Source organism: Providencia vermicola (assembly GCF_010748935.1).
Lineage (GTDB): Bacteria > Pseudomonadota > Gammaproteobacteria > Enterobacterales > Enterobacteriaceae > Providencia > Providencia zhejiangensis.
The window spans coordinates 998,335-1,020,014 of the sequence record NZ_CP048796.1 but is presented as its reverse complement, the minus strand read 5'-3'; the positions used below and the strand labels follow the sequence as shown (position 1 = coordinate 1,020,014).

The window sequence follows — 21,680 nt, the reverse complement described above, 5'->3', positions numbered from 1 at the left end:
AAAATACCATTCAGAACAATATTATTTATCAAACTGAGTTAATTGATGAATAATTGATTCAATCGGCAACCCTGCATCAATCACATAGTGTGCCGTCTCCCGATAAAGAGACTCTCTTTGTGACATGACCTCTTCTATCTCTTCTAGTATCGATTTCCCTGTCAGACTTGGTCGTTGCTCTGCTTGAGGTTCTGCGGCAAGTCTCGCGGCTAAAATCTCAGGTGTAGCACTTAGATAGATAACCGTTCCATTCGTACGCATGACACGTTGATTTTCTTTTAATAAAATAATACCGCCTCCCGTTGAAACGACGGTATCTGAGTGCGAGATTGATTTTAATACTTCACTTTCTAAATGACGAAAGTGTTCCCAGCCATATTGTTCTACAATCTGTGCAATACTGCTTCCTGCTCGCTCAACGATTAATTTATCAGTATCAACGAATTGGCACGATTTCTGTTCAGCCAATTTTTTTCCGATTGTAGTTTTTCCTGAACCTCTTGGACCTATAAGGTAAAACATCTGCATTCATCCCATCGTCATCATTATTATGGTACATGTGCCACTTGTTATAGATTTAATGGCTCAGTCTAAAAATGGCAAATCATCATAAAAACAAAGCCACACGCTAAGTGTGGCCTAATTATTGTTATTGAATTATTAAGCTCGGTTCAGGAAGTCGCCGTAACCAATCCATTTATAGGTAGTCAACGCATCCAATCCCATCGGCCCTCGAGAATGAAGTTTTTGTGTACTTACCGCTACCTCAGCCCCTAACCCAAACTGCCCACCATCGGTAAATCTTGTGCTCGCATTCACATATACTGCGGCTGAATCAACACGCTGTACAAAGTAATCTGCTTGATTAATCGACTCCGTTAAAATGGCATCTGAATGCGCGGTACCATAAGTGCGAATATGATTAATTGCAGCATCAATTCCAGCAACCACCTCAACGTTAAGGTCAAGAGATAACCACTCGTCCACTAAATTTTCAGGCGTGACAGCAACCACTTTCGCTGGGCCATTTTGTAAATACGGCATCGCTTGTTGGCTGGCATGCAGAGTCACCTGTTGCTCCGCCATTTTTTGGCTCAGTAGTGGTAAAAAATCACCCGCAATTTTTTCGTGAACAAGTACTGTTTCCAGTGAGTTACAAGCACTTGGGCGCTGAACTTTAGCGTTAATCAGCACATCAATGGCTTTATCAAAATTCACTGACTCATCAACAAAAGTATGGCAAACACCAATGCCCCCTGTAATAACAGGGATCGTTGATTGTTCACGACATAATTTATGCAGACCTGCTCCACCACGAGGTATTAACATGTCCACATAACGATCTAATTTAAGTAATTGAGTCACTAGTTCACGATCAGGATTATTAATCGCTTGGATCGCATTTGCGGATATCCCACAATTTTTCAGTGCTTTTTGGATCACTTCAGTGATAGCCAAATTGGTATTGTGAGTTTCTTTACCACCCCGTAAGATCGCTGCATTACCTGTTTTTAAACATAATGCCGCAACATCAACAGTGACATTTGGACGCGCTTCATAGATAACACCAATCACCCCCAATGGCACACGACGACGCTGAAGATTTAGGCCATTATCAAGTTGGTTTCCATCAATAATTTGCCCTACAGGATCTGCTAATTGGCAAACTTTTCTCACATCAGAAGCTATATTTTTTAAACGTTCAGATGTCAGTAATAAGCGATCTTGTAATGCAGGCGACATACCCGTTGCCTGTGCTTGTTCAATATCTTTTTTATTCGCCTCAAGAATGACACGACTTTCTTGTTCCAGCAGATCAGCTATCTGCTCTAACACCGCATTTTTCTGTGTGGTATTTAATTGAGCGAGTTGCCATGAGGCTTCACGAGCCGCTTTTCCCATTTGTTCTAACATAATTAACCCACTATCATATCATCGCGGTGGACTGCAACAGAGCCGTGTTCATACCCAAGTATGCGGCCTATCTCTTGTGAATGATGACCCGCAATCATTCTTAATGCATCACTATTATAATGACTTACCCCATGAGCAAGGTCTTTGCCGGCCATGTTGCGTATTCGCACGACGGCACCACGAGAAAAGTCACCTTCGATTTTCTTGATCCCTTTTGGAAGCAGGGAACTGCCTTTTTCTAAAATGGCTAGTTGTGCACCGTCATCGATATATATATCGCCAGCAGCAGGGGCGCCGAAAATCCAGCGTTTGCGGTTTTCCATTGGGTTTTTCTGCCCATAAAAGCGCGTTCCTACCGGTATATTCTCAATAACGGCACTAATCACATCAGGTTTATTACCCGCTGCAATGATGACATCGATTCCGGCTCTTCCTGCCACATCCGCGGCTTGTAGCTTAGTGGCCATACCGCCTGTACCGAGGCCAGTAACACTTCCGCCTGCCATTTCTCGTAGCTCATCATTGATTCCATACACTTCGGGGATCAATTTAGCATTTGGATTACTGCGAGGATCTGAATCAAATAATCCTTCAATATCCGTTAATAGTAGTAACTTATCTGCATCTCCAAGAATTGCAGCAAGGGCGGATAAATTATCATTATCCCCAACTTTAATTTCTGCTGTTGCGACTGCATCATTTTCATTGATAACGGGCACAATGCCATTATCCAGCAGCGCTTGCAATGTATCTCGCGCATTCAAAAAGCGTTCTCTATCTTCGAGGTCGGCACGCGTTAATAACATTTGCCCAATATGGATGCCATAAATAGAGAATAACCTTTCCCATAATTGAATAAGACGGCTCTGCCCTACTGCGGCCAGAAGCTGCTTCGATGCAATCGTTGCGGGAAGTTCGGGATAATTAAGATGTTCGCGACCCGCTGCTATTGCCCCCGATGTCACGATAATAATACGGTGCCCTTTTTCATATTGCTGTGCGCATTGCCTGACTAGCTCGACGATATGCGCTTGATTCAATCGACGTGAACCCCCTGTCAACACACTGGTGCCTAATTTAACAACAAGTGTCTGGCTATTTTTCATCATTTTTCTGCCATTAAGATTAAAGAAACACAAACTAGCTATTATTTTTATCAGCTGGAGCGCGTTATGCCAACAGGCATAACGCTAAATTAAACAAAAGTTAGTTTAAAACAATTTTATACGCTTAATTCCAGCTTAAATTCTGCCATTTTTGCAGAAGGAAACAAAGAGAGCTCTAATTCCGCAAGCTGTTTTGAAAGAGATTGGTGAAAGGCGATGAGATTCTGTTCAATAGTATCAATGGTTGTATTGTCTTTTAAGGTCTTTGCTTGCCAATTACCTTGGCTATTATACAGACCAAAATGGTATAAATATTCAAATCCATTATCATTTGGCGATAGCTGCATCCACCATCCCCAAAATTCACGCTTTTCCGGCGCAATATTGACATTAACACAAACAGTGAGACTATCGAAAAAATAGCAACCGTCGACACATTGCTTTTCTCGTAGATAAGGTCCTAAAGCCGCAAACTTTTTTAAATACTTTCCATTAGAGTAATCATTAGGTAACGCCATGTAAGGATCTCCTTTTTGAGAAGATCCCTTTTTAGCAAAAGTTAAAAAATAATCAAGTCATTAAATAAAATTAAACTATTTTACTTTTTAACCAATCAACTGTTTCGCTGAGTGCTTTTTGATAATTCACAAAAATCGGTGTTGTGGGTAAAGTTAGCATATGACCGTCCATTGATGAGCGCATAATCAAATCCGATTCCGCTTTAGGGCTATAAATGTCACCTTTCCAATATACTGACATCATAGGTACTCGGCAGCGCCGCCCTAACAATCCTTGGTTTTTCAGTGAATAGCAACTTAGCTCATGACGTAACGCTGCACCGTCAACGTGATAGATACCTAAACGGCTAGCAAAAACGTCCAATTCCATACGCGGAATATCCCGCTGATATTTATCTTCATGCAATAAACTATGCACGATAGGACCTAATACCCCAACCGCTTTAATTTTTTCAGGACACATATAAGCTAGCCTTAAGGCTATATTTGCCCCAAAGCGTAATCCAACCAGCCCAAAACGTGTATGGTCGATCCATGGAATGGTATCTAATTGACGCACGACTTGCTCATGCAAGGCACTGGTCTCTTGAGATAGCTTATATTTAATGGAATAACCTATTGATGGCATATCCAATGTCAGCATCGCAATGCCGAGCGGCTCAAGATAATCACGGAAAAAACGGCAATAGTCGATTTGTAAACTATCGAGAGTTCCACATACCATCACCGTTGGGTAAGGACCTTGCCCAGTTGAAGGTATGTGTAAAAAACCACAAACTTCTTTATTACCATCAACCTTAAATGCGATTTTTTTCAACTTATAACGAGAAAATTGTGCTGCGCTGTCATACGCTTTACAGGCTAATAAGACCGCTTGATCGGCTAATTCATCGCCTTTTATGAAAGGATAGGCGGCAATACTGTATAAATTCGCGGCGCGTAACCATGCTTTACTTGCCGCTTCTCCACCTTCAAACTGCAACGCTTTTTGTTGCCATTGCATCGCTTGATGAGACCATTCAAAACACCAGTTTCCTCGGCGGTTACCAATGACTGTATCAAGCAAATTATCATCACTTCGTTCAGCGTCAGTTACCGCAATACGGCTCAACACCTCTTCAATTTCTAACGCATCTATGCCTCGCCAAATCCACAATAAACGATTAATCATGCGATACCAGCCGGCATGCTGCGAGCCACTCAATACAGAATGGTTATTGATGATAGGCGCACTATAGGCTGAATAAGAAACGAGTGTCGATGTTTCAACCTGCCTAACTTTTGGTTTGAACAGTTTTTCGGAGAGATTTTGTTGAGTCATCCTAATAACCTGTTGGTTGATCTAAATAAAAAGGGAATGCCATCGCATCCCCTTATCTTATCGTTTTGTATTGAATTTTATTAGGTAATAATGTTTTAAGCATAATGTATAAAGGGATTCTCACCCTATATTAGCGTTATTTTTACCTATCATTTAGATCTAACTCAAAACAATAAAAGTTTATTTTTCTTGTTCACACAGAGGCTTAACAAATACAACCCCCATATCCCATGGCTGTTCAATCCATGTGTTTTGTGGGATATCGACGACGTAATCATCCACTAATGGACGACCCGCAGGTTTAGCGAAAATCGTGACAAAGTGTGCTTTCGGGTACATCTCACGAATAGCTTTTGCGGTACCACCAGTATCAACAAGATCATCGATGACAATGAAACCTTCACCATCACCTTCAGCGCGTTTAATCACATTCAATTCACGCTGGTTATCATGGTCATAGCTTGAGATGCACACAGTATCAACATGACGGATACCAAGTTCGCGTGCAAGAAGTGCGCCTGGAACAAGACCACCGCGGCTAACCGCGATAATACCGGTCCATTGGTCTACAGGTAATAAACGTTGTGCGAGTTTACGGGCATGTATTTGCAACATATCCCACGTTACGACATATTTTTCGCTCATAAAATTCGGGTCCCGACTACTGAGTAATACTGAAATGTGTCTTGCGGAAAAAAGGTTGCGCGAGATTATAGTGATTTGACGCAGCAAAAACCAGCAAAAACGGATAATTGTGATGAATTAATATTATTTGCACTGACTATTTATAACAATTAGGTGTATGCTGAGAAAATTAATCGTGTGGCCTGAATATCTGTGCTACGCCTTTTAAGCAGAATAAGTTGCTAAAAATAGATAAGACCAAAGTCGCTTAAGGAGATCCAACGTGTCTGAACTAGCCAAATTGTCACCACAGCCATTATGGGATATTTTTGCCAAAATTTGTTCAATTCCCCATCCTTCTCACCATGAAGAAGCGCTAGCAACACACATTATCGAATGGTCAAAACAAAAAGGGTTTCATGTAGAACGTGATCAAGTGGGTAATATTTTGATCCGCAAACCCGCGACCTCTGGTTATGAAAATCGTAAGCCTGTTGTTCTGCAAGCCCATCTTGATATGGTTCCACAGAAAAATAATGACACTGTCCATGACTTTACCAAAGACCCTATCCGTCCTTACGTGAATGGTGAATGGGTTACTGCTGAAGGGACAACCTTAGGTGCCGACAATGGTATTGGCATGGCATCTGCCCTCGCCGTCTTAGCTGATGACAGCGTTGAGCATGGGCCACTTGAAGTGCTATTAACCATGACTGAAGAAACCGGTATGGATGGCGCTTTTGGTCTACAAGCAGGATGGCTACAAGCTGATATTTTGATCAATACTGACTCAGAAGAAGAAGGCGAAATCTATATGGGTTGCGCTGGCGGTGTGGATTTTACAGCTACATTTGATCTGACTCGCGAAGCGATACCACAAGGTTACAAAACCTTTACCCTGACATTAAAAGGCCTAAAAGGCGGACACTCTGGTGGTGATGTCCATTTAGGTTTAGGTAATGCCAATAAATTGTTAGCGCGTTTCCTTGCTGGGCACCAAGAAGAGCTAGGCTTGAAACTGCTAGAATTTACAGGAGGCACAGTTCGTAATGCCATTCCACGTGAAGGACATGTCGTTATTGCGATAGCCGCAGATAAAGTTGCTGAATTAACCGCACTCAGAGCGCGTTATGAAGCTATCTTGCAAAATGAACTCGCTGTTGTTGAACCCAACTTAGTTCTGCTATTAGAAGAAACTCAAACAACATTAACGGCACTCACTGAAGAGTGTCAAAAACGCTTTGTATTCTTCTTAAACGCCGCACCAAATGGGGTGATCCGCATGAGTGATGTGGCGAAAGGCGTAGTGGAGACATCGCTCAATGAAGGCGTTGTTACCATGACAGAAGAGAAAGCAGAAGTGATCTTCTTAGTTCGCTCCTTAATCGATAGTGGCAAAAACTATGTTGTGAATATGCTCACCTCTGTGAGTCAACTGGCGCAAGCTAAATACCGTGCAGAAGGCAGCTACCCAGGCTGGCAACCTGATGCAAATTCCCCCGTTATGCATCTCGTGAGTGAAACTTATCAAAAACTGTTTGGTAAGGTGCCGAACGTTATGGTGATCCATGCAGGCCTTGAATGTGGTCTATTCAAAAAACCTTACCCTGACATGGATATGGTTTCTATTGGACCAACCATTCGTGGTGCGCACTCACCCGATGAGCGTGTCCATATCGCAAGTGTTGGTGAATACTGGAAACTATTGACTGCGGTTCTAAAAGCAATCCCAGTTAAAGGCTAATGAACGACGGCTAATCAAAGTATCCGCTCTACTGGGGCGGGTACTTTAAAGTTCTAACAATAATTGCCTTTCTAATTGTGGGCTTTGCAAAGTCACATGCAAACCAACCAGCCTAACCCCTCGATTTTCGCGACGATTTTCCCAAACCTGTTTAGCCAAAAGTACAAGGTCTTGCTTATCGAGTATTGGATAAATATGTTCCTGAGTTGTTTGCTGGAAATCATTAAATTTTATTTTTACGCCTTGGCGTGCAATACGCCGGTCAGGTTTTACTTTTGTCAGCCTGATTTCCAACTCTTCATATAACTTATCCAATAATGGCAAACACTCCTCCCAGTGATAAATATCCTTCACCAGAGTCCGTTCAACACCGACAGATTTACGCAATCTATCAGGATTAACGGGCCGTTCATCAATACCATGGCAGCGTTCCCATAAGACCTGCCCAAACTTCCCCATCGCTTTAATTAAAGTGACAGCATCATAATGTTGCACATCCGCACACGTTTCCAATCCCATATCTGATAACTTTTGCGCCGTGACTTTGCCAACCCCCGGAATTTTTTTCAACGGTAATGACAACACAAACTCCGGTAAACGTTGAGGTGTGATGACAAACTGCCCATTGGGTTTATTTAAATCCGAAGCAATTTTGGCTAAAAATTTTATTGGTGCGATCCCTGCTGAAGCAGTCAGCTGTAGCTCATCAAAAATTTGCTGACGAATAGCTTGAGCAATCAGTGTTGCTGAGCCATGACAGTATTGGCTATCTGTCACATCTAGATAGGCTTCATCCCATGACAGGGGTTCAATTAAATCGGTATAACGAGAAAAAATTTTATGGATATGCAAAGACGTTTCTTTATAGAGAGCCATCCTACCCGGTAGAACTTTTAGATGGGGACATAACCTTAATGCAACCGCTGTTGACATGGCACTATGTACACCGTAGCGCCTTGCCTCATAGTTGGCTGTACTAATTACACCACGACGCTCAGCACTCCCCCCCACGGCAATAGGAACATTACGTAGACTAGGGTCGTCACGCATTTCTATTGCGGCATAAAAGCAGTCCATATCAATATGAATTATTTTACGCATTACAATCTCACCGAATAGATACTGTTTAAATATACAGTTTATTTATTGGGTGTGCAATTATTCCTCAAAAAAACCGTCAATATAAAAATAATTATCATTTTCATTACCGGAAAAACGTTCTCAAACGACTAATAGTAGATATTGATAAGAATGGTGAATTATCGAGAATATAATGAATAAAAATTCCACTCAGCAAGTAAAAATAGATAAACCAACACGTGCTTTTTTGTCTAGGCTCAATCGTCTCTCCTTTGCGAGTTTACTGATCGCTACCACAGCAGCCTCTGCGGACGGAGCAGAAACCGTTCTTGAGGCATCGCACAAACAAGAACAAGATCAACCCATTCAATTTCCAGCCCTATCTGTTGTTGGTCATTTAAATTCAAGTGTTGGCGCAGGCAGCTCAGTGCTTAAATTAAAAGATATCGAACGTACCCAAGCCAATAATCTGGCCGAGCTAGTCGATCAGTTGCCGGGGGTCTCATCATCCGGTTCCCCTCGCCCTGGAGGGCAAACACTCAATATTTGGGGGATGGGAGATATGGAAGACGTTAAAGTCACTCTTGATGATGCGCCCAAGGGCTTTGAAAAATACCGCCAAGGTTCAGTGTTTATCGAACCTGAACTCATCAAACGTATCGATGTTGATAAAGGTCCACATAACATTATGGACGGCAATGGCGGCTTTGGTGGAACCGTCAAAATCACCACCAAAGATCCTGAAGACCTGTTACGGACAGGACAGCATTTCGGAGCGATGTTTAAATACAGCTATCACACCAACGACCGTCAAAATATTTATAGTTCAGCCTTATATGGCAAAACGCTTAATGGGATTGCCGATGGCTTATTGTATGTCAGCAAAAGAAAAGGGGATGATTTACGTCGTCCTGATGGGAGCCGATTCGGTTTTTCTCAATCAGATCAATTATCTTATTTAATTAAAAGCAATATTTACCTCAATGACCAGCACACTCTCAGTTTATCTGCAATGCGCTCAGAATCGGATAACTTAGTGCCTTGGGCTGCAAAACGAGATGAACTGAGCACACCAACACAAAGAGAGATCGACCAATATGGCTTTGATGGTGCGATCAAACGTAAATTGGTACAGCGAGATCAGCAAGATCAAAACTACAGCGTGAAGTGGAATTTTATCCCTGAAAATAGTGATTTGATCAATCTAACAGCCACATACGCATGGTCAAAAACCAAGCAGCATGACACTAGACCAGAAAATGCGTCTAAATTCTTAACGTCCAGCCTAGGTAATAAAAGCTGGGTTAACTATATAGATCAACTCTTTGATATTCATAATGAAAGTGTCTTCGATACGGGGAGGTTAGAACACCAAGTTACCATTGGTGCAAGATGGCATAAGAATGATCGTGGCATTTTGATGTTCGATGCAGGAAAAGCCAATAAGCCTGAATATAATTATGGCTATTTTCAACCGCAATTTATGCCTGCTGGAGTCCAAGAAACCACCAGCGCATATATCCAAGATGCAATAACTTGGAATAGGCTAACAATCACTCCGGGCGTACGCTACGATTATGTTACCAACAAGGGTAAAGGTAATTTAGCTGCAACCTATATGGAGCAAGACCCTCTCATCGGCCATGATTATCGTTCCGTCACTTATAGTGGTATCTCGCCTCATTTGGGGCTCCTTTGGAAAACAACACCTAACCTCACGCTATTTGGTGATATTAGCCGTACATGGCGTGCACCTGTTATTGATGAACAGTATGAAGTGCAATTCGCTAATAGCAGTTTAACCGGCAGCAGCCGCAATCTAGGTAAAGAACGTATGCATGGAATTCGTTTGGGTGCAATCGTCGACTTCGACCAAGTCATACAAGCGGATGACCAGTTACAAATACGTACCACGCTATTTCGTAATAGAGGAAAAGATGAGATATTTCGTCGCCGTGGTGAATATTGTGAGGCAAAAAAATACGGTACAGGCGATTGCGGGAGACCCCTTTCGAACTATCGTAATTTACCCGGCTACACCATTGAAGGCTTAGAGATTGAGCTATTTTATGATAGTTCCAATCTTTTCGGTAAAATGGCCTATTCCACAATCAAAGGTGAACGTGATGCCTCTCCTCGTGACCCCTGGTTTGGACAAAAAACATGGATAGGTGAAATTCCACCCGATACCTTACATGTCATGTTAGGTTACAAATTACCGCAATGGCATACTCATTTTGGTGTAACAGGTGACTTTGTCGGACATCAAGTCCGTTCACCCGCAGATAGAGACCCTAAAGCCGACTCATGGGGATACCCAAAATCCAAAGGCTATGCGCTGTATGGCGCATTTGCGCAGTGGAATCCTGAATTTATTCCTGATACAGAGATCAGAGTTACTGCAACTAACCTTTTCGAGCAAGATTATTATCCATATCTTGGCGAATCCGTATCCGGTGTGGGTCGAGATGTACGTTTAAGTATCACCAAATATTTTTAATATCGCGGATGGACTCTCTTTTTTGAGGGTCCATAATTGACTTTAAAATAAAAATGATAATAATTATTATTTTTATTTATGACTACACCAATTTTCTCTACTAATAGTACCTCACGAATAGAAGAACAGCGTCTCTTTCAGCAATATGCCCCTGATCTCCTTAGGTATATTCTTGCTCGCACCCCTAACGACGATATCGCAAGTGAAATTTTACAAGATGTCTTTGTTCATACGATTGAAACAAATCGCTGCCAAACTCTACACTTTCCAAAAGCATTTATGTACACGCTGGCACAACGCAATATTGCCAATTTTTATCGTCGACAACACATAGAAGCTAAATATCTCAATCTGCTGGTGGAGCCTGAGCCTGAGTGGCACTTGGAAACACAATTGGTACTAGAGGAGCAGTTGCAACGCATGTTTGAACAACTTGCTAAGCTACCGACAATCATTGAGCAAGCCTATCGGCTAGCCCAATTTGAAGGAATGACCTACCAACAGATTGCGGCGCAATTAAAAGTTAGTCCTAATTCAATCAAGTACTACTTACAAGAAGCCAGAAAAGTATTACAAAAAAGGTTCGCTGAATTCAATTTAACTTATTGAGATAATTATTACAGGTAATACATATGATAAAAATAACAACACCATATATTAAAAAAGGGATATTCGCTGGTTTGTTAATTCTTTCCAGCCAAAGTTGTTTCGCCCACTCGCTACAAATTGTTGCTCATCGGGCAGGTACTGCGGATGCGCCTGAGAATACGCTTTACGCAATTGAGCTCGCCAAACAAAATAATGCTGACATCATTTGGATAACCGCCCAACTGACCAAAGATAAACACGTTGTTTTATATAGGCCGAGTAACTTAGAAGCCTTAACCGCGCAAAAGGGGCTAATATCTCAGTACACCGCACAACAACTCGCCACATTCAATGCCGCTGAGCAATTTAACAAAAAACATCATCGTCAATTACCCATACTACAAACAACGATCCCAACACTCGAATCCGTATTAAAAAAATACCCTAACACGCAATTTTATGTTGATTTAAAATCCCCTGATGCAGACCCAACCACGCAAGCCGATATTATTTATGCATTACTTGAAAAAAATAATGCGTTTAAAAATACGCGCTTTTATTCAACTAATGATGCATTCATCAAAGCCTTAACCAAACGCTCCGATAAAATTAATACCTTTGAAGGCCGTGATGAAACACGCACCATCTTAGCTAATAGCGCTATGAATCATCATTGTTCAGCCCCCACCGATAGACAATCTAAATCACGTTGGTATGGCTTTGAATTACACCGTAAAGTCGAGGTCGTGGAGAAATACACATTAGGCGAGGCTCGCTCACCTGCCACATTATCATGGGATAAAGAAGCTATTGATTGTTTTAGAAAAAATGGCCAAGCCCATATTGTTCTATTTGGTGTCAATAGTATGGAAGATTATCAATTAGCCAAAGACATTGGCGCAGATGCGGTGATGGTTGATTCCCCTAAAAGCTTTAAAGACGCAATCAGTAAGTAGTTCTTAACTTGCTTTATCAAAGTAGCCTAACGCTATGAGCATCAACTCTAATGCATAGCCTCTAAATAAAAAATAAGCCTTAACTGTGACAGTTCACAGCTAAGGCCATCATTATACTTATCAGATTTTAAATAATACGGTGTTTTTCAAGTGCCTTTTGGCGAGCCTCTTCCCGTGCCATACGCTTCTTACGTGCATCACAAGGCTCTGGGCAATCACACACTTTTTCAACACCAATGCTGCTTAATCCACCACAGCTACCTTGAATGCTCTTGCGCTTAATAATGTACCCAAGTGACATACCGAGAAATGCCAGTAGGAACAGGACGAAAGCTGCAATAAAAACATTTAGCATTCTTACACCCTCCTAATTACTGCTTTTTCTGTAAAAATGGCTCGAATGCCTTAGTGTAACGCTCTTCGAAACCTTTTTCTGTCTTGATGATCATAAACACAGGAATATCCAGCTTTTCAGCTAAGGCAAAACCCTCAACGGGTCCGAGCACATTAAGTCCTGTCGATAAACCGTCCGCACTCATGCAAGTTGGAGCAAGTACCGTTATTGATACCAAATTATGTTTAATTGGCATCCCTGTTTTTGGATCGATAGTATGGGAAAAACGGACACCATCTTGTTCAAAATAGTTACGGTAATCGCCCGATGTCGCTATAGACATATCACCCGGTTCGATCACTTCCTGAGCGGTTTGATTCACCCCATCAGTCGTCGGCTTTTCAATCGCAATACGCCAAGGAGCATCTTTACCATTTTTCCCTTTCGTACGGACTTCACCACCAATATCAACCATATAGTTATTAATATTGACTGACTCTAAATACTCAGCAACGACATCGACACCATAACCTTTCGCGATAGAAGATAAATCGACATAAAGCTCAGGGATCGTTTTAATCAGATTATTACCTTGTACAGATAATTTCTCTATGCCAACCCATGCACGACGTTTTTCTAATTCACTGTCTGTTGGTGCTTTGGTGACTCGCCCCTCAGGACCAAATCCCCACAAATTAACTAAAGGACCAACCGTGACATCCAGCGCCCCATTAGTTAACTCATTAATACGAATGGCTTCTTTCACCACTTTTGCTGTTGCAGCTGAAACAGGAAAAGGAACATTAACTTCTTTGAACTGGTTGAAACGGCTTAATTCCGAGTCAGGACGATAAGTTGACATTTGGTCATTCACTTCTTCCAAACGTTTATCTATCTCTGCTTGGATTGATTCACTACTTGGAGAGGAAGAATCAGCCACATATTTGATGGAATAGTAAGTTCCCATCGTCTGCCCCTGAAGGTTAGCTTGTTCAGGTCCGCCGCAAGCCGCCAATAATAGTGTTGCTGCAAACAGCAGCACTGGAGTTATCACTTTTCTGTTCAGCATAATTTTCTCTGCTTCAATAATAAGCGCCCACATAAGCGGGCGCTATACTCATCATATTGTTGATTGCCGTGTTGCTGACTACGTTCATTCGCACTAGTCACAGGAATTAACCTGTTCTTAGACACTCATTCTCTTGTCACCTAACTGCACCTCAACTATGTAAGTATATACAAACAACTAAGGGTTACTTAACCACCGAAATCATCCAGTAAGATGTTTTCATCCTCCACACCAAGATCTTTGAGCATCTTGATAACTGCTGCGTTCATCATTGGAGGTCCACACATATAGAATTCACAATCTTCTGGTGCGGGGTGATCTTTCAAGTAGTTTTCATACAGAACATTATGAATAAATCCTGTATAACCATCCCAATTATCTTCCGGCATTGCATCGGAAAGTGCAACATTCCAAGTGAAATTTTCGTGTTCAGCGGCTAATTGATCGAAATCTTCTGTATAGAACATTTCACGTTTAGAACGTGCGCCGTACCAGAAACTGATCTTACGCTTAGAATCTAAACGTTTTAATTGATCGAAGATATGTGAACGCATTGGTGCCATACCAGCACCACCACCGATGAAGACCATTTCTGCATCCGTCTCTTTCGCGAAGAATTCACCAAATGGACCCGAAATAGTCACTTTATCACCTGGTTTCAACGACCAAATATAAGAAGACATGATCCCTGGTGGAACATCTGGATTACGTGGTGGAGGTGTTGCAATACGCACGTTTAACATAATAATACCGTGCTCTTCTGGGTAGTTCGCCATTGAATAAGCTCGAACCGTAGGCTCTTTTACCTCAGAAACATAACGGAATAGATTGAATTTATCCCAATCTTCACGGTATTCCTCTGGTACATCAAAATCTTCATATTTCACCACGTGTGGCGGGCATTCAATCTGAATGTATCCACCTGCACGGAATGGTACAACTTCACCATCAGGAATTTTCAATTTCAGTTCTTTAATGAAAGTTGCTTTATTATCATTAGAGATAACTTCACATTCCCATTTCTTAACACCAAAAATTTCTTCAGGTAATTCAATTTTTAGATCTTGTTTGACGTTCACCTGACAGGCTAAACGGCAACCTTCTTTTGCTTCACGTTTGTTAATGTGGGAAAGCTCGGTCGGCAGAATATCACCGCCACCTTCTTTAATGTGCACGCGGCATTGGCCACATGAACCACCACCACCACAAGCAGATGAAACAAAGATCCCTTGGTTAGATAACATACCTAACAGCTTATCACCCGCTGGAGCTTCAAAGCTCTTATCAGGATCGCCGTTAACTTCAACTTTGATGTTCCCTGTATTGACTAACTTGGACTTAGCAAACAGGATTAAACCTGTTAGCGCCAAGACAATCAGGGTAAACATCACTACGCCTAGAATAATAATATCCATGAATTCTTCTCGCCTTTATAGCTGCACACCGGAGAAGGACATAAAGCCCAGTGCCATCAAACCGGTGGTGACAAAGGTAATACCTAAGCCTTTCAGACCCGCCGGAACATCTGAATATTTCATCTTTTCACGAATTGATGCTAACAACACAATCGCTAACATCCAGCCGATACCTGAGCCAAATCCATATACGATAGATTCGCTAAAGTTATAATCACGCTGAGCCATGAAAGAGACGCCACCAAAGATTGCACAGTTAACGGTAATCAACGGCAGGAAGATACCTAATGCGTTATAAAGTGACGGGAAATAACGATCTAGAATCATTTCCAGAATTTGTACGAGTGCAGCAATAACCCCGATAAAGGTAATGAAGTTAAGGAAAGATAAATCAACTCCCTCAACCAGTGCCCCATCACGTAGAACTAGGTTATACACTAGGTTGTTTGCTGGTACTGAAATACCCAAGACAACCGTCACTGCAATACCTAAACCGAATGCAGTTTTAACATTCTTCGATACCGCCAAAAACGTACACATACCGAGGAAGAATGCCAACGCCATATTTTCAATAAATATCGCTTTTACGAACAGGCTAATATAATGTTCCATAGACTTAATCCTTCTCTACCTGAGCCGGTTTCAAGGTACGTAGTCCCCAAATCAGCATACCAATGATAAAGAATGCACTAGGTGCTAATAGGAACAGACCGTTAGGCATGTACCAACCACCATTTTGCAATGATTCCATAACGGTAATACCAAACAGTTTGCCTGAACCAAATAGTTCACGTAAAAAACCAACGAGGATCAGAATAACACCATAACCGAGGCCATTACCAATACCATCCATAAAGCTTTCTACAGGTGGCGCTTTCATTGCGTAAGCTTCAGCACGCCCCATAACAATACAGTTTGTAATGATAAGACCAACGAATACAGAGAGCTGTTTGGAGATCTCATAAGCATAGGCTCGCAAAATTTGGTCAACAACAATAACCAAAGAAGCAATAATTGCCATCTGAACGATAATCCGCACACTATTTGGAATATAGTTACGAATTAATGAGATAAAAAAGTTAGAAAATGCAGTGACCAAAGTTACTGCAATCGTCATCACTACAGCCGTTTCCAGCTTGGTTGTTACTGCTAATGCAGAACATACACCAAGAATCTGTAGTGCGATTGGGTTGTTATCAAACAAAGGCCCAAGCAGTACGCGTTTTACTTCTTTAGAATCAGCCATTATTCAGCGCTCCTTCACGAACTTTTTTCAGGAACGGACCAAAGCCGTTGTCGCCTAACCAAAAATCAAACATGTGTTGGATACCGTTTGAAGTTAGCGTTGCACCTGAAAGGCCATCGATACCATAAGGGCTATCTGTTGAGCCACTACGAACAATTTTTATCGCAGGAACACCCTGCTCATTAAAGAGTTTTTTACCCGGCCACTGAGCTTTCCATTGTGGGTTATCAACTTCCCCCCCTAGACCCGGTGTTTCACCGTGAGAGTAATAAGTAATACCACGTGAAGTTACGCCATCAATGTCGACTGCAACGAAGGCATACATGACAGACCACAGCCCTGAGCCATAAACAGGTAGAATAATTTGTGAAACTTTACCTTGATCATCTTTGACAAGATAAATCTCAGCACTGTTTGCACGACGACGAATTTTCGCAATGTCTTCAGCAGGTGAAAGTGCAATGCTCGTTTCTTCACTGCGCAATTCGCTATTAAGATCATAGCGACTGGTGCTGTCGGAAAGTTCATTAGTTTTGAAGTTCAATAATTTAGGCTCAATACGTTCGCCATAAATTTTTTGCACTTCTTCCGCTGTCATCTTCGGTTGTAAGAGACCAGCAACACTTAAAATATTCCGTTGCGTATCTAATAAAATTTGTTCTTGCTGTTTAGACTTTAAACCTACAGCAGAACCCGCTACGACGATAGAACACACTAGACATAGAATAAAAACGACTATGAACGTTCTGCCGACGCTATCTTTATTGGTTGTTTTTTCATTAGCCACGGGCTTTTCTCCGTTTAATATTTGCTTGAACGACCAGATAGTCAAACAGAGGAGCAAACAAGTTGGCGAACAGGATTGCTAGCATCATACCTTCCGGATATGCAGGGTTTGCAACACGGATAAGCACACACATAACACCGATCAAAATACCGTAAGCCCACTTACCTTTATCTGTGAAAGAGGCAGAAACAGGGTCTGTCGCCATAAAGATCATCCCGAACGCAAAACCACCTAAGACCATATGCCAGTACCATGGCATTGCGAAGAGAGGGTTTGTATCCGAACCGATAAAGTTAAAGAGATAAGACATCGCGATCATACCAGCCATAACACCAGCAACGATACGCCATGAAGCAATACGGAAGAAAATGATGAATGCACCACCGATAAAAATCATCAATGTGGAAACTTCACCAATAGAACCAGGCATATTGCCTAAGAATGCTTGCATCCAAGTGATAGGTTCACCTGATACTGTATTCATTAGAGCATGTTCACCGCCAGTCGCCCACTGAGAAAGTGGCGTTGCACCAGAGAAACCATCAGCAGCCGTCCAAACTAAGTCCCCAGAAATTTGAGCGGGGTAAGCAAAGAATAAGAAAGCACGTCCAGCAAGTGCAGGGTTAAGGAAGTTACGCCCTGTACCACCGAAAATTTCTTTCGCTATCACCACACCAAATGTAATCCCTAATGCTGCCTGCCATAATGGAATGGTAGGCGGAACAATTAATGCGAACAAAATGGAGGATATAAAGAAACCTTCGTTGATTTCATGGCCACGGATAAGAGAAAACAGAATTTCCCAAAAACCACCAACCGCAAAAACAACCGCGTAGATAGGCAGGAAATACACTGCACCAAGCAGCATTTTACTTCCCCAACCTGCATCAGGCGTAATGGATGCACCTAAGAACTGAGCAACACGATAATGCCAGTCTCCAGCCAATACTTGCTGTAACTCAGCACCACTATATAAGTGATAAAGAGCAGGAATAGCTTGGTTTCCTACATTATACATTCCCCAAAACATTGCAGGGAACACCGCTAACCAAACAAGGATCATCATACGTTTAAGGTCTATCGTGTCACGAACGTGAGAGCGACCTTTGGTGACGGTACCTGGTGTATAGAAAACTGTCGAAACAGCTTCAAATAATGGATAGAGTTTTTCTAACTTTCCACCAGGCTCAAAATGATGCTCATTCTTTTCAAATAAATTTTTCAACCCCATGGAATTACCCTTCTAACTCAATCTTGGTGAGTACATCACGAAGTACTGGGCCATATTCATACTTGGCCGGACATACATAAGTACACAGCCCCAGATCTTCTTCATCCAACTCTAGACATCCCAATTCCTGAGAAGAATCCGTATCTCCAGAAAGGAGGTCACGTAGGAGGTGGGTTATCATAATATCGAGAGGCATTACCCGCTCATAGTTACCAATTGGCACCATTGAACGCTCTCCACCATTCATCGTTGTGGTGAAATTAAAGCGTTTATTTTTCAAGAAATGCCCAACGGTTGTACGGGTGATAGTGAATTTATTGAAACCAGGCCAAATCCAACCAAACAACTCTTTCTCACGACCTTCACGTAACACGGTGATCTGATTATGAAAACGCCCTAAATAATGATGCGCTTCATCACAGGTTACGCCCCATAGCACAGAGCCAGAGATAATACGGTTTTCGCCTGCTTTGAGTTGACCTTTGGTTAATTCATACAGATCAGCGCCAAGACGTGTTTTAATCAAACGCGGTTTTTCAACCTGAGGGCCGGCAAGTGATACTACGCGATCAGTATATAGATAACCTGTAGTGAATAACTTCCCAAATGCAATCACGTCCTGATAATTAAGATGCCATACCTTTTTCTGAATGCTGACAGGCTCCAGAAAATGAATGTGAGTACCAACTAACCCTGCTGGGTGAGGACCCGCAAATTCGCTATAAGCGACTTGCGGATGATTACTAGACTTAGGTAAATCCCCTGCACCATGACATACATGCACTTTACCTTCAGTCAAATGACACAGAACGGTTAACCCGTCATTAAAGGCTTCTTGCTGAGCACGGATGACAACCAGCGGATCAGCCGCCAGTGGATTGGTATCCATTGCTGTCACAAAAATAGCGGCAGGCGAGGTGCCTAGTTCAGGTGAACGGCTAAATGGACGGGTTCTTAATGCTGTCCATAAGCCTGATTTAACCAAGTTTTCTTCGACTTGTTCACGAGTCAAACTTGCCAATTCATCCCTATTGTAAGAAGCAAAGGTCTCTTGTTCGTCACCATCAATTTCAATAACAACGGATTGGAGGACACGACGCTCACCACGATGAATCGCAATAATTTTACCGCAGGCTGGGCTAGTGAATAACACTCCTGGATTCTTTTTATCTTCAAAAAGAACCTGCCCTTTTTTTACGTGCTCACCTTCTTTCACCAGCATAGAAGGACGCATTCCGACATATTCTTCACCTAGCAATGCTACGTGTTGAATTTTCGGGCCGTCTTCTATTACTTGGGCTGGCTCACCTGCAATAGGAAGGTTGAGGCCTTTTTTAATTTTAATCATAAGATCTGCACAAGTTTCTAAGTTAACCCTAAGCTAATGATCCGGTGAAGGACCATAGCGACTCAGTAAATAAAAACAGCTCAAGTTACTCCCATAACTCAAGCAAATAATTCTCTCGATATTTTGACACTATTCTCTTATTCTGCCGTTCGTAATTTTACCAGTTCCCCCGACTTCTGTCCGGATATTCAAGTGACTTAGCTCAAGCAAATAACAATAAATTTTCAATTTTTCTTGCAATCATTCGTAATAAACGAGGTTTTAGCTCACATTTATCGAACGCTGTCCGTTTTTCACACAATATCGATTCATCACTAAATTATTAATGGACTATATCAAATCACTATCTGCTCGTTTAAAATATCGCTAAAATGATTTTTTTTTAAACAAAAAAACTCAACCTTATTTGGCTTAAGCATGAAAAAAAATACCTTTATTAGCTTTAGTTTTATCCTATTTTCTCTACAAGCTCTCGTTGCTGAAGCGAATAATCATTCATTTTTACTTAATAGTAAAACGATTAACCAACAAGATTCGACCCTCTTTATTCAAATATTTAAGCAAGAAGGCATATTAGAACTCTATAAAAAAGCGCCAAATGGGAAGTATAATCTGTCTAAAACTTACCCAATTTGTAAGTTTTCTGGCGGGCTAGGTCCGAAAAAGCTAGAAGGCGATTTAAAAAGTCCCGAGGGATTCTATCAAATAACCGCTTCTCAACTTAATCCAAACAGTCGGTATTACCGATCTATCAATTTAGGATTCCCTAACGAGTTCGATCGAGCGCAAGGCTATGAAGGTAACTACCTTATGATACATGGTGACTGCGTGTCTGTTGGATGCTATGCAATGACCGATAAATATATGAGTGAAATTTATCAAGCTGTTGAGACCGCTTTTAAAAATGGTCAAAACACTATTGATGTCAGCATCTATCCTTTTCGCATGACAAAAGAAAATATGTTACTTCATCGAAACTCAAGCCATTACGCTTTCTGGCAGCAATTAAAACCTGCTTATGATTACTTTCATGATGTAGGCAAGCCCGCACAAATCTCTGTTACATCAGGAAAATATGCCGTTAATAGCTTGCCAGAAACACAAGATAAGTTATTGAGACTTCGATCACAATATACGCTGGCCGAGGTGAAATAGCACAAAACTACCCGGCTCAATTTTATGCCAACTTTCATTTCCAGTAAGTGGCTGGGTAGCTATCACCGAAACAATATCCGTGGGTGTTGTGCAACTTTCAAAATCAATCTCAACATCCTGATCGAGTAATTTCGCTTTACCAAACGGTGCTTTACGCGTGATCCAGTAAAGGTTAGTGGAGCAAAAAGCCATTAAATAACGCCCGTCAGACAATAGCATGTTAAATACGCCTTTACGGCGTAATTGTTCAGCTAAAATCGCAATAAAACGAAAAACAGCAGGCCAATTAGCGGGGGTTCGCGGGTATTTCATGGCGAGTTGGTTTAACAGCCAACAAAATGCTTTTTCACTATCAGTTTCACCAATAGGCCGGTAATTCCCTGTATTCAGCGAGCGATAACCTTTTAATTGCCCATTATGAGCGTAAGTCCAATTACGTCCCCACAACTCTCGTGTAAAAGGATGCGTGTTGGCTAATGTAACGTCTCCACGATTTGCTTGGCGAATATGTGCGACTACCGTTTCCGATTTAATCGGGTATTCCTGTACAAAACGTGCGACTGGAGACATAAAACTCGGTTGAGGATCTTTAAACGTACGACACCCTAGCCCCTCATAAAACGTGATCCCCCAACCATCTTTGTGTGGGCCTGTTTGCCCCCCTCGGGATATCAGTCCACTGAGACTAAAGTTAATATCTGTTGGCACATTTGCGCTCATGCCAAGTAACTCGCACATTTTAAG

General features: G+C 41.8%; 22 protein-coding genes. 5 read left to right on the top strand and 17 right to left on the bottom strand.

Going from position 1 to position 21,680, the window contains the following annotated elements; genetic code table 11:
• Positions 1–21: 21 nt before the first annotated feature.
• From aroL to gpt, 6 genes are all read right to left on the bottom strand, one after another.
• A complete protein-coding gene (aroL, locus tag G3341_RS04345; RefSeq protein ID WP_154625105.1) occupies positions 22–522 on the bottom strand; it encodes a shikimate kinase AroL in 501 nt (166 codons plus the stop codon).
• A 138-nt stretch (positions 523–660) separates the two neighbouring features.
• The gene (gene proA, locus G3341_RS04340; protein WP_163860770.1) at positions 661–1,914 is read right to left on the bottom strand and encodes a glutamate-5-semialdehyde dehydrogenase; all 1,254 of its coding nucleotides are present in this window, start codon (positions 1,912–1,914) and stop codon (positions 661–663) included.
• A 2-nt stretch (positions 1,915–1,916) separates the two neighbouring features.
• Positions 1,917–3,020, bottom strand: a complete 1,104-nt coding sequence (gene proB, locus G3341_RS04335) for a glutamate 5-kinase (protein WP_154625122.1) — start codon at positions 3,018–3,020, stop codon at positions 1,917–1,919.
• A 116-nt stretch (positions 3,021–3,136) separates the two neighbouring features.
• Complete coding sequence (crl, locus tag G3341_RS04330; protein WP_163860769.1) at positions 3,137–3,538, bottom strand: sigma factor-binding protein Crl; 402 nt, start codon at positions 3,536–3,538, stop codon at positions 3,137–3,139.
• A gap of 70 nt (positions 3,539–3,608) precedes the next feature.
• Complete coding sequence (frsA, locus tag G3341_RS04325; protein WP_154625102.1) at positions 3,609–4,859, bottom strand: esterase FrsA; 1,251 nt, start codon at positions 4,857–4,859, stop codon at positions 3,609–3,611.
• Positions 4,860–5,039: 180 nt separating this feature from the next.
• The gene (gene gpt / locus G3341_RS04320; protein ID WP_154625101.1) at positions 5,040–5,504 is read right to left on the bottom strand and encodes a xanthine phosphoribosyltransferase; all 465 of its coding nucleotides are present in this window, start codon (positions 5,502–5,504) and stop codon (positions 5,040–5,042) included.
• Between the two features lie 262 nt (positions 5,505–5,766).
• On the opposite strand from gpt, the gene pepD reads away from it, so the two are divergent.
• A complete protein-coding gene (gene pepD, locus G3341_RS04315) occupies positions 5,767–7,227 on the top strand; it encodes a beta-Ala-His dipeptidase (RefSeq protein ID WP_163860768.1) in 1,461 nt (486 codons plus the stop codon).
• Positions 7,228–7,272: 45 nt separating this feature from the next.
• Here pepD and dinB read toward each other — a convergent pair whose 3' ends face one another.
• Entirely contained in the window at positions 7,273–8,328 is a 1,056-nt protein-coding gene (gene dinB / locus G3341_RS04310) for a DNA polymerase IV (protein WP_163860767.1), read from the bottom strand.
• Between the two features lie 172 nt (positions 8,329–8,500).
• On the opposite strand from dinB, the gene G3341_RS04305 reads away from it, so the two are divergent.
• From G3341_RS04305 to G3341_RS04295, 3 genes are all read left to right on the top strand, one after another.
• Entirely contained in the window at positions 8,501–10,807 is a 2,307-nt protein-coding gene (locus G3341_RS04305; RefSeq protein ID WP_163860766.1) for a TonB-dependent hemoglobin/transferrin/lactoferrin family receptor, read from the top strand.
• 78 nt (positions 10,808–10,885) lie between these two features.
• Complete coding sequence (locus G3341_RS04300; protein WP_163860765.1) at positions 10,886–11,416, top strand: RNA polymerase sigma factor; 531 nt, start codon at positions 10,886–10,888, stop codon at positions 11,414–11,416.
• A 23-nt stretch (positions 11,417–11,439) separates the two neighbouring features.
• Entirely contained in the window at positions 11,440–12,351 is a 912-nt protein-coding gene (locus G3341_RS04295; RefSeq protein ID WP_154623955.1) for a glycerophosphodiester phosphodiesterase family protein, read from the top strand.
• Positions 12,352–12,478: 127 nt separating this feature from the next.
• Here the strand turns inward: G3341_RS04295 and nqrM are convergent, their stop codons facing one another.
• The 9 genes from nqrM to G3341_RS04255 all read right to left on the bottom strand — a co-directional run bounded on the left by nqrM (position 12,479) and on the right by G3341_RS04255 (position 19,781).
• Positions 12,479–12,706, bottom strand: a complete 228-nt coding sequence (gene nqrM / locus G3341_RS04290) for a (Na+)-NQR maturation NqrM (protein WP_004923200.1) — start codon at positions 12,704–12,706, stop codon at positions 12,479–12,481.
• A gap of 16 nt (positions 12,707–12,722) precedes the next feature.
• Positions 12,723–13,754: an FAD:protein FMN transferase gene (locus G3341_RS04285; protein ID WP_154623956.1), complete on the bottom strand. Its 1,032-nt coding sequence runs from the start codon at positions 13,752–13,754 to the stop codon at positions 12,723–12,725.
• Positions 13,748–13,879: a hypothetical protein gene (locus G3341_RS20845; protein ID WP_255427370.1), complete on the bottom strand. Its 132-nt coding sequence runs from the start codon at positions 13,877–13,879 to the stop codon at positions 13,748–13,750. The genes G3341_RS04285 and G3341_RS20845 overlap by 7 nt, the downstream gene beginning before the upstream one ends.
• 63 nt (positions 13,880–13,942) lie before the next feature.
• Entirely contained in the window at positions 13,943–15,169 is a 1,227-nt protein-coding gene (gene nqrF, locus G3341_RS04280; RefSeq protein ID WP_154623957.1) for an NADH:ubiquinone reductase (Na(+)-transporting) subunit F, read from the bottom strand.
• A 15-nt stretch (positions 15,170–15,184) separates the two neighbouring features.
• Positions 15,185–15,781: an NADH:ubiquinone reductase (Na(+)-transporting) subunit E gene (gene nqrE, locus G3341_RS04275; protein ID WP_154623958.1), complete on the bottom strand. Its 597-nt coding sequence runs from the start codon at positions 15,779–15,781 to the stop codon at positions 15,185–15,187.
• 4 nt (positions 15,782–15,785) lie between these two features.
• A complete protein-coding gene (locus G3341_RS04270) occupies positions 15,786–16,415 on the bottom strand; it encodes an NADH:ubiquinone reductase (Na(+)-transporting) subunit D (protein ID WP_154623959.1) in 630 nt (209 codons plus the stop codon).
• Positions 16,408–17,202, bottom strand: a complete 795-nt coding sequence (locus G3341_RS04265) for a Na(+)-translocating NADH-quinone reductase subunit C (RefSeq protein ID WP_163860764.1) — start codon at positions 17,200–17,202, stop codon at positions 16,408–16,410. The genes G3341_RS04270 and G3341_RS04265 overlap by 8 nt, the downstream gene beginning before the upstream one ends.
• Complete coding sequence (locus G3341_RS04260) at positions 17,195–18,433, bottom strand: NADH:ubiquinone reductase (Na(+)-transporting) subunit B (protein ID WP_154623961.1); 1,239 nt, start codon at positions 18,431–18,433, stop codon at positions 17,195–17,197. Before G3341_RS04260 ends, G3341_RS04265 begins: the two co-directional genes overlap by 8 nt.
• Positions 18,434–18,437: 4 nt before the next feature.
• Positions 18,438–19,781, bottom strand: coding sequence for a Na(+)-translocating NADH-quinone reductase subunit A (locus G3341_RS04255; RefSeq protein WP_154623962.1), 1,344 nt, complete (start codon positions 19,779–19,781; stop codon positions 18,438–18,440).
• A 417-nt stretch (positions 19,782–20,198) separates the two neighbouring features.
• On the opposite strand from G3341_RS04255, the gene G3341_RS04250 reads away from it, so the two are divergent.
• Entirely contained in the window at positions 20,199–20,936 is a 738-nt protein-coding gene (locus G3341_RS04250) for a L,D-transpeptidase family protein (protein ID WP_163860763.1), read from the top strand.
• Here the strand turns inward: G3341_RS04250 and G3341_RS04245 are convergent.
• Positions 20,907–21,674, bottom strand: coding sequence for a class II glutamine amidotransferase (locus tag G3341_RS04245; protein WP_154623964.1), 768 nt, complete (start codon positions 21,672–21,674; stop codon positions 20,907–20,909). The genes G3341_RS04250 and G3341_RS04245 overlap by 30 nt on opposite strands.
• Positions 21,675–21,680: the final 6 nt, after the last annotated feature.

Coding starts and splice junctions, on each gene's coding strand:
- aroL (WP_154625105.1), bottom strand. CDS start 522: ATGTTTTACCTTATAGGTCCAAGAGGTTCAGGAAAAACTACAATCGGA.
- proA (WP_163860770.1), bottom strand. CDS start 1,914: ATGTTAGAACAAATGGGAAAAGCGGCTCGTGAAGCCTCATGGCAACTC.
- proB (WP_154625122.1), bottom strand. CDS start 3,020: ATGAAAAATAGCCAGACACTTGTTGTTAAATTAGGCACCAGTGTGTTG.
- crl (WP_163860769.1), bottom strand. CDS start 3,538: ATGGCGTTACCTAATGATTACTCTAATGGAAAGTATTTAAAAAAGTTT.
- frsA (WP_154625102.1), bottom strand. CDS start 4,859: ATGACTCAACAAAATCTCTCCGAAAAACTGTTCAAACCAAAAGTTAGG.
- gpt (WP_154625101.1), bottom strand. CDS start 5,504: ATGAGCGAAAAATATGTCGTAACGTGGGATATGTTGCAAATACATGCC.
- dinB (WP_163860767.1), bottom strand. CDS start 8,328: ATGCGTAAAATAATTCATATTGATATGGACTGCTTTTATGCCGCAATA.
- G3341_RS04305 (WP_163860766.1), top strand. CDS start 8,501: ATGAATAAAAATTCCACTCAGCAAGTAAAAATAGATAAACCAACACGT.
- G3341_RS04300 (WP_163860765.1), top strand. CDS start 10,886: ATGACTACACCAATTTTCTCTACTAATAGTACCTCACGAATAGAAGAA.
- G3341_RS04295 (WP_154623955.1), top strand. CDS start 11,440: ATGATAAAAATAACAACACCATATATTAAAAAAGGGATATTCGCTGGT.
- nqrM (WP_004923200.1), bottom strand. CDS start 12,706: ATGCTAAATGTTTTTATTGCAGCTTTCGTCCTGTTCCTACTGGCATTT.
- G3341_RS04285 (WP_154623956.1), bottom strand. CDS start 13,754: ATGCTGAACAGAAAAGTGATAACTCCAGTGCTGCTGTTTGCAGCAACA.
- nqrF (WP_154623957.1), bottom strand. CDS start 15,169: ATGGATATTATTATTCTAGGCGTAGTGATGTTTACCCTGATTGTCTTG.
- nqrE (WP_154623958.1), bottom strand. CDS start 15,781: ATGGAACATTATATTAGCCTGTTCGTAAAAGCGATATTTATTGAAAAT.
- G3341_RS04270 (WP_154623959.1), bottom strand. CDS start 16,415: ATGGCTGATTCTAAAGAAGTAAAACGCGTACTGCTTGGGCCTTTGTTT.
- G3341_RS04260 (WP_154623961.1), bottom strand. CDS start 18,433: ATGGGGTTGAAAAATTTATTTGAAAAGAATGAGCATCATTTTGAGCCT.
- G3341_RS04255 (WP_154623962.1), bottom strand. CDS start 19,781: ATGATTAAAATTAAAAAAGGCCTCAACCTTCCTATTGCAGGTGAGCCA.
- G3341_RS04250 (WP_163860763.1), top strand. CDS start 20,199: ATGAAAAAAAATACCTTTATTAGCTTTAGTTTTATCCTATTTTCTCTA.
- G3341_RS04245 (WP_154623964.1), bottom strand. CDS start 21,674: ATGTGCGAGTTACTTGGCATGAGCGCAAATGTGCCAACAGATATTAAC.